We start from the raw sequence: 14,389 nt of genomic DNA, 5'->3' as shown, positions 1-14,389 counted from the left end.
GGAGTTCACGGACTCCCCCTGCCGGAAGTTGAGTGATGACCCAGCCCTGGATCCTGCTCACCGGAAACGGCTCCTTCGGCGATTCGGCCGAGCGCGCCGAGTTGCGCTACAGCGAGAACCCGAGCAGCACCGTCGCCCTCGCCCTGGACGGCGAGACCGTGGCCGGCCACCGCGTGGTGGCGCGCAGCCTCGACTGGGACGTCCATCCCGAGGAGGCCCTCGGCCCCCTGATGCTGGGCGGCGGCCCGCCCCCCTCCGCGGTGGTGTGCTGCGGAGTCTTCTCCGGGCGCGCCACCGTCACCGCGGAGCGGATCGCCGTCAACGTGCAGGACTTCCAGTTCGCCGACGGGGGACGGCGGCCGGCCGGAGAGCCGGTCTACCCCGACGGGCCCGCCGCCTACCTGTCGACCCTGCCGATCAAGGCCATGACGGCGGCGATGCGCGCCGCCGGCGCGCCCGCGCTCGTCTCCAACTCGGCGTCCACGCACGGCTGCAACGCGCTGATGTACACCGCGCTGCACCTCGCCGATCGGCACCTGCCCGCCGTCAGGTGCGGATTCCTGCACCTGCCCGACTCCGCCGAACATGTGGCCCGGCTGGGGCACAACGGGCCGAGCATGGACCTTCCGCTACAGGTCACCGCGGTTCGCGCGGCCCTGCGTGCGCTGGTCGAGCACCCCGTCGACATCAACGTGCCGGCCAACGAATGGGAGTGGTGACCGATATGCCGCAAATACCCGATCTGCTGATCCGCGCCGGGCGCGTCCACGGCCGTGACGGCCAAGTGGACGTCCACATCCGGGACGGCCTCGTCACCGACGTGGAACCGTCCCCCGCGAAAGCCGCCCCCGCGCACCGGGTCCTGGAGGCCGCCGGCGGGCTCGTCTCCCGCTCGTTCACCGAGCCGCACTACCACCCCGACAAGGCCTACAGCAGACGGCTCGCCCCGCCGGGCCTGTACGACGGGTTCGCACGCGCCCGGACGATCAAGGCGGGCTTCACCGTCGAGGACGTCGCCGACCGTGCGACCCGGGCGCTGCGACTGGCCTCCGTCAACGGAGTGACGGCACTGCGCGCCAACGTCGACGTGGACTCGGTGGCCGGGCTGACCGGACTACACGGGATGCTGGCGGCCCGGGAGCGGGTCGCGCACCTGATGGACGTGCAGATCGTGGCCTTCCCCCAGGAAGGGCTCGGTCGCGACCCGGGCGCGCGGGAACTTCTGGAGGAGGCGTTGCGCCTCGGCGCCGGGCTCGTCGGCGGCTGGCCCAACGTGGAGGACGGCGCCGACGCGCAGCGGGCCCACGTGCGCGAGGTGTTCGACATCGCCGAACGGTTCGCGGTCGATGTGGACATCCACGTCGACTGCATGATCGACGCCTCGGAGACGATGATGGAGTTCGTCGCGGCCGAGACCCTGCGGCGCGGCTACCAGGGCAGGGTGCTGGCCAGCCACTGCTGCGGCCTGGAGATGTACGACGAGGCGGACGCCGCCAGGGTGGTCGCGGCGGTCGCGGAAGCCGGCCTGCGGATCGTGATCGTCCCCATCAACCTCGCCGACGGCGGCCCGCGCGGGCTTTCACGGCCCAGGGAGCTGATGGCCGCAGGGGTCGTCGTCGCCGCGGGCAGCGACAACATGAACGACGGCTGGTACGCGCTCGGCACACTGGACCCGCTCGACAGGGCACAGACCGCCTACCACGGCGCCGGCTTCCACGACGACGCTTCGGTCGACGTGGCCTGGGACATGGTCGGCTCGCAGGCGTCGGTCGCGATCGGCGGGCGCGACGGCGACGTCCTGATCGGCGAGTCCGCCGATCTGGTCGTCTTCGACGTGCCGGACCGGGCCACCGCGCTGGCGTCGATGCCCGGCCGCCGTACCACGCTGCGGCGCGGGCGGGTGGTGAGCAGCCGCGACACGACCGGCTCGCCCGCGCTGGAAGTGGTGGGCGCATGACAGGCGACGCGCCGGTCCGCGCCGATCTCGCCGTGGCCGGCGGCACCATACTGACGCCCGGAGGGCCGGTCGCGGCCACGCTCCTGGTGGACGGCGGCCGGGTGCGTGAGACGGTGCCACCCGGCACGCCGGTGCGGGCCGCCGAGGTGATCGACGCGAGCGGCCTGCACGTCATGGCCGGAGCGATCGACCTGCACGTCCACTTCGACGTCCCTGGAATCTCGTTCGAGGACGACTTCAACGCCGGCACCCGCGGCGCCGCCGCCGGAGGCGTGACCTTCGTCGTCGAGCACCCCTTCTCCGACCCGCCGACCACGACCGCCGCCAGGTACGCCGACAAGAGCGCACGCGCGGCGGCCGGCGCGGTGGTCGACTTCGGCCTGTGGGGCGCCCTGACCGGGCCGTCCCTCAGAGAGATGGCCGGCCAGCACGCGCTCGGCGCGCCCGGCTTCAAGGCGTTCCTGCCCGACAACGACATGGACTTCCCCCCTGCCACCGAGGCGGACCTGCTGACGGGGATGGCCACGGCGGCGCGACTCGGCGCCCGGGTGCTGGTCCACGCCGAGGACCGCGAGACGATCGCCGTCGCGGAGACGCGGTTGCGCGCGCGCGGGCGCACCGACATCGCAGCCCTGCTGGAGGCCCGCCCGCCCTCGGCCGAGATCGAGGCGGTGCGCGGCGTGCTGGAGGCGGCGCGCCGTACGGGATGCGCGGTCCACCTGGTCCACCTGTCCACTCCCGAAGCCGTCGACCTGGTCGCGCAGGCGCGTGCCGCCGGGGTGGACGCGACCTGCGAGGTGACGGCGCACCATCTGCTCCTGGACGAGGACGACCTGCGACGGGTGGGCGGATTCGGCGTGTGCGCCCCGCCGCTGCGCGACGCCGGGCGTGTCGCCGCCCTGTGGGACCGGGTGCGCGCCGGGCTGGTCCAGGCGATCGTGTCCGACCACTGCCCGTACGGACGCGCCGACAAGCTGAAGGGGAGCGCCGACGTCTTCGCCTGCCCGTTCGGGATCCAGAGCGTGCAGGAGTACATGCCGCTCGTGCTGAGCGAGGCGCTGCGCCGGGGCGTCGCGCTGACCCGCATCGTGCCGCTGTTCACGGAAGGGCCCGCGCGCGTCTGCGGAGTCGACGGCTCCAAGGGGGTACTGACGCCCGGCATGGACGCCGACATCGTGCTGCTCGACCTGAACCGCCCGTGGGTGATCAGCGCCGAGAGGCAGCAGCACGCGGTGGAGCGCTGGTCGCCGTACGACGGCCGCGCCTGCGACGTGCGCGTGGTCAGGACGCTCGTGCGGGGCCGCACCGTGGCGACCGGAGGCGACGTGGTGGCACCGCCCGGCTGGGGCCGGTTCGTACCGCTCTCCCAGGAGGCCCGATGCCGCAGCTGAACGAACCGTCTCCGGACCGCTCCGCTGACCGTGCCGCCGGTGCCGCCGCGCTGCGCCGCGGCGCGGCCGAACTGGTCGGCTCCTGCCTGGCGGTGACCGACCGGGACCGGGTGCTCGTGCTGACCGACCGGGCCACCCGCCACCTGGCCGAAGTGATCGCCGGCGAGGCCCGCGCCCTGGCTCCCGCGTGGGTCGTCGTGCTGCCCGACCTCGCCACCCGATACGCGGCGGCCCGGCGGTCGATCGACGCGGCGGTGGCCGCCCACGCCCCGACCGTGACCGTGTTCGCCGCGGCCGACCCCGTGGACGCGCTGGCCTGGGACGCCGGGTTCTGGAGCGAGCTGGAGCGGCGCGACATCAGGCACGCGCACATGCCCGCGCTGGACGAGACCTGCCTCGGCGTGGGCATGGCCGTCGACTACGCGCGGGTGGCCCGGTTCACCCTCGGCGTCCGCGACACGCTCACCGGCGTCCAAGAGGTGCGCGTCACCAGCGCGAGCGGCACCGACCTGATCCTGACATGCGGACGGGAACGCCCCTGGACGCCCTTCACCGGCCTGTACCGGTGTGCCGGTCAGGGAGGGAGGCTCCCCCAGGGAGAGGTCTTCTGCACGCCGCTGTCCGCAGAGGGGGTGCTCGCCGCCTCCGTGGTCGGCTACCCGTTCAACGCCCGGTACGGCCTGCTCGACGAGCCCGTGCTGATCGAGGTGTCCGGCGGCGCCGCCCGGAGCGTGCGCCATCCCAACGCAGAGCTGGAGTCCGGACTCGGCCGCTGGCTGGCGGAAGCGCCGTACGGGCTGCGTCTGGGCGAGCTGGCGCTGGGCACCAACCAGGCGCTGCCCGCCCTCACCGGCAACCTGCTGTTCGACGAGAACGTGCCCGGCGTGCACATCGCCTTCGGCCATCCCTTCCCGGAGTACACCGGCGCCGACTGGGAGTCCCCGGTTCACGTCGACCTGGTGGTGGACCGGCCCACCGTACGGGCCGACGGGCACGAGGTGCTGGACGAAGGCGCCTACCGCCTCAACCCGCGGTGACCCGTGCCGCGACCGCCGTCCGCCGCCCGAGAACCCATGACCACTCATCGGAGGTACCGACATGACCGGACCGGCCATCCGTGCCGACTACGTGAGCGCCAACCGCGGACGCGTCCGCGACTCCTACATCCTCATCTGCCCCGAGAACCTCGTGGAGAACTCCCTCCCCCACCTCCGCGGCGTGAACGCCCAGCCGCTGGCCACCCCGCGCGCCCTGCCCGCCCGCTTCGGGGAGTACCTGCTGGACTTCGAGCCCGGCGCCGGCACCACGCGCCCGATCGGAGCCGGCTTCGAGAACTTCCTCTACGTCCTGGAGGGCGAACTACGGGTACGCGCCGCCGACGACGGCTACCCGATCAAGGCGGGCGGGTACCTGTTCCTGCCACAGGGCGTCGAGTTCGAGGTCGACGCCGCCGGCACGGCCCGCGCACTGTGGGTCAAGCGCAGGTACGAAGCGGTGGACGGGGTGGCCGCCCCGGAGATCGTCGCCGGGCACGTCGACGAGGTCGAGCACATCCCGGACGAGACCATCGGCGGCACGTACGCACCGCTGCTGCCGCTCGACGAGCGCTATGACATGGCGATGAACGTGATGCGCTTCGACCTCGGCGCCCGCTTCACCATGGTGGAGGTCCACCACCAGGAACACGGGCTCTACATGCTGGAGGGGCAGGGCGTCTACTACCTGGGCGAGGACCACGTGGAGGTCGCCGCGGGCGACTTCGTGTACATGGCGCCGTACTGCCCCCAGTACTTCTACGCGACCGGGTCGGCCAACGCCGCCTACCTTCTCTACAAGGACATCAACCGTGACGGCTTCTGACCTGCCCACCTCAGTGGACCTGATAATCGAGAACGCCACCGTCGACGGCGGCCGAGCCGACGTGCTGGTGCGCGACGGCGTGATCGTCGCCATCGGCACCGGCGCCGCCGCGGGCGTCACGGCAGGTGAGCGGATCGACGCCGCCGGCGGCCTGGTCGCGCCTCCCTTCGTCGAGGCGCACAGCCATCCGGACAAGGCGCTGAGCAGACGTTCGATCCCCCGGCTCGGCCTTCCCACCGGGCTCACCGAACGCGATGCGATGATGCGGCGGCAACGCGACCTGAAGGCGACCTTCACCCGTTCCGACGTCGCCGAGCGCGCCGGGGCCTTCCTGCGGCTGGCGGCGATCCAGGGCATCGGCACCGTCGCCGGGCAGGTCGACGTCGACACGGTGACCGGGCTGACCTCGTTCGAGGGCGTCATGCTGGCCCGGGAGGAACAGGCCGACCTCGTGGACGTGCGGGTCACGGCGTTCCCTCAGGAGGGCCTGATCCAGGACCCGGGCGCGTACGACCTGGTCGCCGCCGCCCTGGCGGCCGGGGCGCACCGGGTCGGCGGCTGGCCCAACAACGAGCGCGACCACCAGGACGGCATCGCCCACCTCGACCACGTCTTCGCCCTCGCGGAGCGCTTCGGCGTCGGCATCGACATCAACGTCGACTACTTCACCGACCCCTCCGAGCGGATGCTGGAACCGCTGGCCGAGCGCACGATCGCGCACGGCATGCAGGGGATGGTCAACGCCAACCATGTGGGCGCCCTCGAAACCTACCCGGACGACGACGCGCGCCGCGTCATCGACAAGGTCGCGCAGGCCGGGATCACCGTGACCGTGTGCCCCACCAACCTCGGCGGCTCCCGTCCTCACCGGGGCTTGTCCCGGGCCGCCGAGCTGCTCGCCGCCGGAGTGACCGTGGCGGCCGGTACGGGCAATCTGCAGGACAACTGGGATCCGTTCGGCAACCTCGACCCGATGGATCTGGCCCGGCTGGCCTGGCACGCCGTCCCACTGGCGGACGAGACCGACGAGGGGGTGCGTACGGCCTGGGACCTGGTGGGATCCAACGCGGCCAGGGCCGCCGGCGTGCCGTACCGGGAGCCGGTCGTGGGCGCCCGTGCCGATCTCACGGTCCTCGCGGCGGACAACCTCATCGACGCTCTGCGCAACGAGCCGGGACCCCGCTGGACGGTGCGGGACGGCCGGATCATCGCCCGGCGGCGGGGTGCCGTGTGGACCGCGCCCTCCCCCGTGAGCGCGGCATGATCGGCCGGTCGCGCCCGAGCCCGTACCGGCACTTTCCGGCCGCCCGTTCGGCGACCGGCGGCGGCACGGGACGGTGATAGCGTGAACGGCGTGTCCAACGCCATCGGCGGCCGAGTGACGATCCGGGACGTCGCCGCCGCCGCCGGGGTCTCGGTGACGACGGTCTCCGACGCGCTGAACGACAAGGGCAAGCTCCGGGCGGAGACCCGGGCGCGGATCCAGAGGATCGCTCGCGAACTCGGCTACCGCCCCAGCCGCGTCGCCCAGGCGTTCCGGCAGGGCCGCACCGGCACGATCGCGCTGGTCCTCCCCAACGTGGGCGGCCCGGCGGACGAGCTGGAGATGATCAGCCTCGACTTCTACATGTCGGTGGCGGCCGGAGCGGCACGCGCGGCGTTCCGCGAGGGATACGCGGTGACGCTCACCCCGCGGATCAGCACCGCCGAAGAGTGGCACCTCATCGGGCCGGACGGCGTGGTGCTGTGCGACCCCCTGTCCGCCGACTCCCGGATCGACATGCTGGAGGAGATGGGCATCCCGGTCGTGTCCATCGAACGTGACCCGGCGCGACCCGGCTCCCCTTACTACGCCTCGGGCGACAACGCGCAGAACATCCGCGACCTGCTCGACCACATGCATCAGGCGGGCGCGCGCCGGATCGCGCTGCTGTCGGCGGAGGCGACCTGGGCCTGGGTGCTCGACGGCGAGCACGCCTACCGGGCGTGGTGCGCCGAGCGAGGGCTCCCTCCGCTCGTGGTCCCGGTGTCGCTGGATCGGCTCGAGGCCGACTCCTACAGGGCGACCTGCGCGCTGCTGGACGGCGACGAGCCCCCGGACGGCATCATCGCCTCCGCCGAGCAGTACAGCGAGGGCTCGACCAGAGCGTGCCGGGAGCGGGGCATCCGCATCCCGGACGACCTGCTCCTGGCCGTCGGCATGGACAGCCGATTCGCCCAGCAATGCGATCCGCCGATCACCGCCATCGACCTGCGCCCCGCGGACCAGGCGACGGCGGCGGTGGACCTGCTGCTGAAGCGGCTGTCCGGCGAGCAGGTCGACGGCCCCGCCATCGTGCCGAGCAAACTGCACATCCGCGGCAGCACCCAGCGCGGCCCGGCCCCGTTCTCCGATACGGCGACAGATGACGGCCACAGCCGGCGACGAGATCCGGCGGACGCATGGCCGATGACGCCGCCCTGATCGCTGTCCAGCGCGTCCCCGGTCAATGACCGGCCGGGTACCGCGTATGCCGCCGGTATGACCGCGTCCGGGGCCCGGAGTCAATCACCGGCTGCTCGCCGTTCCACGCGCTCCAGCGCTTCCTGGGTGACTTCCCCCACGTCGTCGCCCCTTCGGACGACACTGATCACCCCTTTCGGCTCAAAGATCACATAGCGCACGGAGGAAAGGGACATGACACCCCGCCGGCGCAGGATCGTGTACAGGTCCCTCTCGGTGAGCCCGCAACGCCTGAGCTGCCTCGGGTGAATCTCGCCTTCGGTCACCAGAACGCGCGGCGCGTGATCGAACCAGTGGGGAAAGGGGTGGCGCAGTCGCAACTGGGTGATGGCGGCGTGGACGGCGATCACCGTGACAAGGGCCGCCGCTCCGGTGAGATAGGAGGTGTCCAACGCCGTCGCGGTGCGGCCGACGATCGCACCGACGGCGACGGCGGCCACGAAGTCGAACGGCGACAGCTCGGCGATCATGCGTCGCTTCGTCAGCCGCAGGCCGGCCACGGCCGTGACATAGAGCAGTAGCGTCTTGACGGCCACCCACCCCAGGGTCGCGACCTGCCCGAACAACAGGGACACGATTCCTCCCAGACGACCTTCGCAGGACCATGGCAGATGCGCCGGCCGGCCGCTGCCCCCTCCACTGGACGGGCCTTCCCCTGCGCCCGGCTCCACTACCGCCGCTGAAGAAGGACTGGTACACGGCATGGACGACCTTGATTCGCTGGACGTTCATGACAGTGAGAGGGACGGGCGGCGTTCATCAGCCCCGAGGCCGCGCCGGAGCCCTGGTCCAGGCGCCGTACGCGCGGTCACGGGGGTCGGCGGACGGGTCGTCCGCGACCGTCGGCCAGTAGCCGAAGAAGCCTTCGCCGTTGATGCGGCCGAGCAGTGCGGTGGTCGCAGGCTTCCAGAGCTCCGTCAGGTGGTCGCGGGCGACGTCGCTGATCGCGTACGGCATCAGCCATCCCATGTCCGCGGGCCCGCCGGGTCCGCTGTAGTACCCGTCCATGCTCAGTGCGATGTTCGCGACGACGCATCGGCTCTGGTGGCGCTGAAGATCCGGCGTGCGTGGTGCCATGAGCGCACGAGGGGCGGCGGCGCAGAACGTTGTCCACGCCACCGCCCCTGATCCGGCTCGGACTACCGCATCAGCGGGTCAAAGCCCCTTGCACTGCCCGGTCCTGGGACCGGACACGGTGTTGACCTTGCCGTTGTTCGCCGGCGCCGGGGAGTTTCCGCTGCAGCTCAACGGCCCGCTGATCCGGTTGCCGGACACGACCGGCGCGTCGGTCACCTGGTTGTCGGTCAAGCTGACCGGACCGGTCACCGTGGAGTCCGAGATGGTGAGCTTGCCGGTGGCACCGTTGACCGTCACCGGACCACTGACAGTCGTGCGGTTCAGCGAGACATCGACGGCCTTCGAGGCGCTGATCGGTCCGCTGACATTGGCACCGGTCGCGTAGAGGCTCGCGCCCTTCTGCACCGTGACCGACCCGGAGACCACTGCTCCGTCCAGGCAGGTGACGCCGGAACCCACCTTGAGGGGTCCAGCGTGGCGGCCGGTGATCGTGACCGTGCACGCCGGCCCGGTGTCAGCGGCCAGCGGGATCGCTACGGTGACTGTCGTGCCGGTCGTCTCGCCGGTGATGACGAGGTCCGCGCTCGTCGCGCCCCCTTGCGCCGCGTCGGCGGGCACCGCGAATCCGACGGTCGCACGGCCGACCTCGTCGGTGTTGTTGGTGTTCGCGTCGGCCGTGGCGTCGACCGCGAACGTGCCGACCTCTTGGCCGGCGAACGTAGCCGCGACCTTCTCATCCTTGGGCTCGTTGCTGGTGAACACCAGCGACGACAGGTTGACCGTCACCGTGTCACCCGCCTTGAAGCCATCCTGTGGCGCGTCGAACCGCACGCCGATCGCGCGCTGCGCGAGATCCGGAGCGACGGGCGAGTTGCCGCCCAGGTAGGCGACCATGGACTGGAGGTCGACCTGGCCGGTGTCCCGCTTGTCCGCCCCTTCGTTCAGGGTGCTGAAGTTGTCCCCTCCCGAGGCGAGGAACGAGTTCACGACCACGCGGTAGGACTTGGCCCGGTCCAGCGGCTTTCCGTCGAGGGTGACCGAGGTGATGTGCCGGCCCTTGGGCGCGGTCGGGTCGTAGGTGTAGAAGAGTCCCTTGGACACGCCGAGCTTGAGGAACGGCCGGCTGGCCCCCTCGGGCTGCCACTGCTCCTCGAGCACCTGGACGATCTGCTCACCGGTCAGGGTCATCGTGACCAGGGTGTTGGCGAACGGCTGGACCTCGGCCGCCTCCTTGTAGGTGACGGTGCCGTCCGCCTTGCCTTCGGCCCGGTACTTCATGTCCGTACGGAGCCCGCCCGGGTTCATGAAAGCGATCTCAGTGGATGGGTCGGTGGTGCGAGCACCCGCGAGTTGCGCGTCGGCGACGAGGTTGCCCAGGGTCGATTCACCGCCGCGGTTCTCGGTCGTGCCGTTGGACTGGCGGGCCCGGTTGAAGTCCGCGGTGATCTCACCGAGCTTGCGCGCGCCCTCCCTCTTGGCCACCTCGACGGCGTCGTCCACGATTCCCTTGACCGTCGGATCCACGCCGTAGAGGGGCTTCCACGAGCCGTCCGCCTGCTTCTCGGTCAGCGGGACGATCTTCGATTCGACGTCGACCGCCTGCTTCTTGGCCTTGTCGTACGTGAACGTGATCTTGTTGAGGTTGTAGCCGTACTGACCCGCAGACACGACCGGGCGCACGGTCACCGGGCGCTTCTCGTCCTGCCACTCCTTGACCGGGACCTTGTGGTCGTACGCCAGGTGGGTGTGGCCTGAGATGATCGCGTCGAAGTTCTTGTCGAGCCCGTTCACGATCTTGCCGAAGTCGCTCGCCGGGTCGACGGCCGACTCGTATTGCGTGGTGGCGGCACCCTCGTGGACGAGCAGCACGACGATGTCGGCCCCCTCCTTGGCCTTCAGCTCGTCGGCGACCTGGTTGACCGCGCTCGGGATGTCCAGGATGTCGAGCATGGAGATGCCCGCCGGGGTGACGAGTTCGTCGAGATGCTCGGTCACCGCGCCGACGAAGCCGACCTTGACCCCGTCGACCTCCTTGACCCAGGACTCGGTGAGCTCCTTGTACCTGTCCTGGAGCTCCTTCTTGACCTTGACGTTGGCGCCGATGTATTCCCACGTGGCCCGCGGGATGACCCGGTTCGTCAGGTTGTCGTAGCCCCGGTCGAACTCATGGTTGCCGACCGCGCTGACCTCGAGGCCGGCCGCGTTGAGCGCGTCGATGGTCGGGTTGTCCTGCTGGATGAACGAGGTGAACGTCGAGGCGCCGATCAGGTCCCCCGCCGCGGCGAAGACGGTATTGGGGTTTCCTGCCCTCATCTCCTTGACCGCGGTCGCCAGCGCCGCGGCTCCCGCTTCCTGGCCGTTCGCCTCCAGCCGGCCGTGGAAGTCGTTGATCCCGAGGATATCGATCTTGACAGAGTCGTCGGCGAGCGCCGCCGGCGCGCCGACCAGGCCCCCAGCCATCGCGGCCATTGCGACCAACGGAGCCAGACGCCTGCGCAGGCGCGTACGGGGTCCCCCGTGTGTTCGGACAGATCTAGCAAAGGCAAACATAAGGCATAGCATTGCCAGGAGGAGGCAAAAGAGCCAGTTTGTGGTGCGATTCGGCGGTCATGGAGAGCGGCCGACGTTGTCGTCACCGCTGTCGTCGACAGCACGGTGCGCGGGGGCAGCGGAGTGCCGGCCGCGTCACTCGTCCGCGGGAGTGTTCGGGCCCCGCTTCGGTCAGGTGGGCCGAGGCACCGAGGCGAACTCAGAGAGTATGAACCAACGGGGCAGTTGCCGGCGGAACGCCTCGGGGCCGCGCACGTCGATCACGCCGGAACGCAGGGCGTCGCGCCAGCTGAGATCACCGCGCCAGACCGCGACCATGTGGCGCAGGCCGGCGGTCACCGCGACCGCCACGGTATAGCCGGGGTCCACGTCACAGACGTCGGCTTCGCCGGAAGTGATCACCAGCCACCAGTCGCGAGCGCGCGGGTGCACGTCCGGGAAGCTGAACAGCACGACGGTCCGGCCGACCGGGACGGCGGCGTGGTCGACGCGCCGGTGCATGTCCCACAGCAGCAGTTTCGGGTCCAGGTCCATATCGCCGAGGTCGCCGATCCATCGGGTGCCCCAGACGCCGAGCGCCTCAACGACCGGCCGCAGTTCTTCGCCGGCCGGGGTAAGGACGTACCGAACGTCGTTGCCGTCCGCCGCTCTCTCCACGATGCCGGCGCGCACCAGTTGCTGCATCCGCTTGGACAGCAGCGAGGGGGACATTCTCGGCACACCGCGGCGCAGCTCGTTGAAATGCTGGCTCCCGGACAGCAGTTCCCGCACGACGAGCAGCGTCCAGCGCTCGTCGAGCATCTCCATCGCCTTCGCGACGGGGCAGAACTGGTAGTAGGAGGAGCCCATGGATCGCAGCGTAAGCCCCGCCCCCGGCGCCTTCCAGTACAGATGTTGTACTAGGAGGCGATTTCGCCGGAACCTAGTCTCGTTTCATGAGCGACTTGATCAGCGCGGCGGAGGCCGACCGCGCCCTGAAGACGAGGCACCGGGCGATGTGGGCGCTCGGTGACTACCCCGCCGTGGCCTCGGAGATCATCCCCGACCTGGGCGCGACCCTGGTGCAGGCATGCGATGTGCGGCCCGGCGACCGGGTGCTGGACATCGCGGCCGGAACGGGCAACGCCGCGATCCCGGCGGCCGTGGCCGGCGCGCAGGTCGTCGCCTGCGACCTGACGCCGGAACTGCTGGAGGCCGGGCGCCGATCATCGGCTGAGCACGGCGTGGAGCTGGAGTGGCGTCAGGCTGACGCCGAGGCGCTGCCGTTCGCCGACGGTGAGTTCGACACCGTGCTCTCCTGCGTCGGGATCATGTTCGCCCCGCACCACCAGGCCGCCGCCGACGAGATGCTCCGCGTCTGCCGCCCAGGCGGCACGATCGGCCTGATCAACTGGACGCCGGAGGGGTTCATCGGGCAGATGTTCGCGGCGATGAAACCCTACGCGTCCCCGCCGCCGCCCGGCACGCAGCCGCCGCCCCTGTGGGGGCGCCCGGACCACGTCCGCGCGCTCTTCGGCGACCGGATCACCGATGTCACGGCCGATCGGCGGACCGTGCGGATCGACAGGTTCACGACACCCGAGGCATTCCGCGACTACTTCAAGTCCAACTACGGCCCGACCGTCGCCGCTTACCGCGCCATCGCGAACGATCCCGACCGTGTCACCGCTCTGGACCATGACCTGGCCGCCCTCGCCCATCGCCACACTCAGGACACCGGCACCACCTCCATGGCCTGGGAGTACCTGCTGCTCACCGCACGCAAGACCGAGGGGTAGCCGAAGAGGCGCTCAGCTCGTCCCGGAGGTCACCGCGTGGGTCGATCAGCAGCTCACGCGCGCCGGCGACCGACTCCTCCACCGAGACGCCACGAAGGCGGAGGACTCCGAGACGTGATGTCGCCCCGGTCTTGTGGACATCACCGTGTCCGACGCGATATCAGTGTGACTTCGCTGTCGGGTCAGGCCGCATCGGCAGCGAGGCAGGGAGGGTTGTGGCCGCCGAGGGGCGACGTCATCGCATCGACCGATGGCGCTGGGGCACGGACGCGAAAGGCCGCACGCGATGGACCCGGGGGCGGATCCTCGCGTCGTTTTCCGTGCTGGTCGCCGGGCTGCTGCTGTTCCACGCCGCCGTGCCGAACACCGCCGGCAACCTCGGCAGCCTGCTGGAGACCTTCCTCCCCTGGCTCGGCCTGGCCGTCCCTGTGCTGCTCTGCCTGGCGACGCTACGCCGCTCGGCCACCGCGACGGTGGCCACGGCGCTGCTCGCGGCGGTCTGGATCGCCCTGTTCGGCAGGCTCGTGCTGCCCGCGGACCGGGGAACGGCACATGACCTGATCGTGCTCCAGCACAACGTCAACGACGAGAACCCCGATCCCGCCGGCACCGCGCGGGCCCTGGTCCGCGCGGGAGCCGACCTCGTCGCCCTCGAAGAAGTGACGCCTGCCACGCTCCCCGTGTACGAGGCCGCGCTCGCGGCCGGCTATCCGCACCGTGCCGTCGTGGGGACCGTCGGGCTCTGGTCGAGGTATCCCCTCGCCGACTCCCGGCCGGTGGACATCAGGCCGGACGGCGTCGACGGCGACTGGAGCCGGGGGTTGCGGTCCACCGTCCGGGTGCCGTCCGGCGACCTGGCCGTCTACGTCGCCCATCTTCCCTCGGTACGCGTACGACTGCCGGGCGGCTTCAGCTCCGGTCGGAGGGACGAGAGCGCCGTCGCCCTGGGCGCGGCCGTCGCCGCGGAGAAGCTGGACAAGGTCATCCTGCTGGGGGACCTCAACAGCACCCTCGATGACCGTGGCCTGGGCCCGGTCACCTCGCGGATGACCCCGGCGGAGGGAGGCTTCGGCTTCAGCTGGCCTACGGCCTTTCCCCTCGCCCGGATCGACCACGTCATGGCTCGCGGGGCGACGCCGACCGCCACCTGGACCCTGCCCGCCACCGGCAGCGACCATCTGCCGGTCGTCGCCCGCGTCACGCTCTGACCTGGCCCGCGTCCCGAAGGGGTCGGCCGAGACGGTCGCCCACGCAATCCGCACGATCTTCGCCC

At 71.0% G+C, this 14,389-nt stretch carries 13 protein-coding genes; 9 read left to right on the top strand and 4 right to left on the bottom strand.

What is annotated here, in order from left to right:
* Window positions 1–35: 35 nt before the first annotated feature.
* From AWQ70_RS18040 to AWQ70_RS18010, 7 genes are all read left to right on the top strand, one after another.
* Window positions 36–719 carry a pyroglutamyl-peptidase I gene (locus AWQ70_RS18040; RefSeq protein ID WP_084517291.1) on the top strand — a complete coding sequence of 228 codons (684 nt, stop codon included), beginning with the start codon at window positions 36–38 and terminating at the stop codon, window positions 717–719.
* Between the two features lie 5 nt (window positions 720–724).
* Window positions 725–1,957 (top strand): amidohydrolase family protein, encoded by a 1,233-nt coding sequence (locus AWQ70_RS18035; protein ID WP_157530137.1) that lies wholly within the window; start codon window positions 725–727, stop codon window positions 1,955–1,957.
* Window positions 1,954–3,348 carry a dihydroorotase gene (locus AWQ70_RS18030; protein WP_067177427.1) on the top strand — a complete coding sequence of 465 codons (1,395 nt, stop codon included), beginning with the start codon at window positions 1,954–1,956 and terminating at the stop codon, window positions 3,346–3,348. Before AWQ70_RS18035 ends, AWQ70_RS18030 begins: the two co-directional genes overlap by 4 nt.
* On the top strand, window positions 3,336–4,385 hold the full coding sequence (locus tag AWQ70_RS18025; RefSeq protein ID WP_067177425.1) for an aminopeptidase: 1,050 nt from the start codon (window positions 3,336–3,338) through the stop codon (window positions 4,383–4,385). The genes AWQ70_RS18030 and AWQ70_RS18025 overlap by 13 nt, the downstream gene beginning before the upstream one ends.
* A 61-nt stretch (window positions 4,386–4,446) precedes the next feature.
* Complete coding sequence (allE, locus tag AWQ70_RS18020) at window positions 4,447–5,208, top strand: (S)-ureidoglycine aminohydrolase (protein ID WP_067177423.1); 762 nt, start codon at window positions 4,447–4,449, stop codon at window positions 5,206–5,208.
* Window positions 5,195–6,472 (top strand): amidohydrolase family protein, encoded by a 1,278-nt coding sequence (locus AWQ70_RS18015; RefSeq protein WP_157530136.1) that lies wholly within the window; start codon window positions 5,195–5,197, stop codon window positions 6,470–6,472. The genes allE and AWQ70_RS18015 overlap by 14 nt, the downstream gene beginning before the upstream one ends.
* Before the next feature lie 90 nt (window positions 6,473–6,562).
* Complete coding sequence (locus tag AWQ70_RS18010) at window positions 6,563–7,672, top strand: LacI family DNA-binding transcriptional regulator (RefSeq protein ID WP_084517331.1); 1,110 nt, start codon at window positions 6,563–6,565, stop codon at window positions 7,670–7,672.
* An 80-nt stretch (window positions 7,673–7,752) separates the two neighbouring features.
* Here the strand turns inward: AWQ70_RS18010 and AWQ70_RS18005 are convergent, their stop codons facing one another.
* The 4 genes from AWQ70_RS18005 to AWQ70_RS17990 all read right to left on the bottom strand — a co-directional run bounded on the left by AWQ70_RS18005 (window position 7,753) and on the right by AWQ70_RS17990 (window position 12,187).
* The gene (locus AWQ70_RS18005) at window positions 7,753–8,286 is read right to left on the bottom strand and encodes a DUF421 domain-containing protein (protein WP_218004566.1); all 534 of its coding nucleotides are present in this window, start codon (window positions 8,284–8,286) and stop codon (window positions 7,753–7,755) included.
* 184 nt (window positions 8,287–8,470) lie between these two features.
* Window positions 8,471–8,788, bottom strand: a complete 318-nt coding sequence (locus AWQ70_RS18000) for a dihydrofolate reductase family protein (protein ID WP_174552397.1) — start codon at window positions 8,786–8,788, stop codon at window positions 8,471–8,473.
* Window positions 8,789–8,866: 78 nt separating this feature from the next.
* Window positions 8,867–11,257 (bottom strand): bifunctional metallophosphatase/5'-nucleotidase, encoded by a 2,391-nt coding sequence (locus AWQ70_RS17995; RefSeq protein ID WP_067177414.1) that lies wholly within the window; start codon window positions 11,255–11,257, stop codon window positions 8,867–8,869.
* 252 nt (window positions 11,258–11,509) lie between these two features.
* Window positions 11,510–12,187 carry a winged helix-turn-helix transcriptional regulator gene (locus AWQ70_RS17990; protein ID WP_067177411.1) on the bottom strand — a complete coding sequence of 226 codons (678 nt, stop codon included), beginning with the start codon at window positions 12,185–12,187 and terminating at the stop codon, window positions 11,510–11,512.
* A gap of 86 nt (window positions 12,188–12,273) precedes the next feature.
* Between AWQ70_RS17990 and AWQ70_RS17985 the strand changes: the two genes are divergently transcribed.
* Window positions 12,274–13,116 carry a class I SAM-dependent methyltransferase gene (locus AWQ70_RS17985; protein WP_067177409.1) on the top strand — a complete coding sequence of 281 codons (843 nt, stop codon included), beginning with the start codon at window positions 12,274–12,276 and terminating at the stop codon, window positions 13,114–13,116.
* A 242-nt stretch (window positions 13,117–13,358) separates the two neighbouring features.
* Window positions 13,359–14,324: an endonuclease/exonuclease/phosphatase family protein gene (locus AWQ70_RS17980; protein ID WP_067177557.1), complete on the top strand. Its 966-nt coding sequence runs from the start codon at window positions 13,359–13,361 to the stop codon at window positions 14,322–14,324.
* Window positions 14,325–14,389: the final 65 nt, after the last annotated feature.

It is taken from the genome of Microtetraspora niveoalba (genome assembly GCF_001570405.1).
Classification (GTDB): Bacteria; Actinomycetota; Actinomycetes; order Streptosporangiales; family Streptosporangiaceae; genus Microtetraspora; species Microtetraspora niveoalba.
This window is presented reverse-complemented; position numbering and strand designations above follow the sequence as displayed.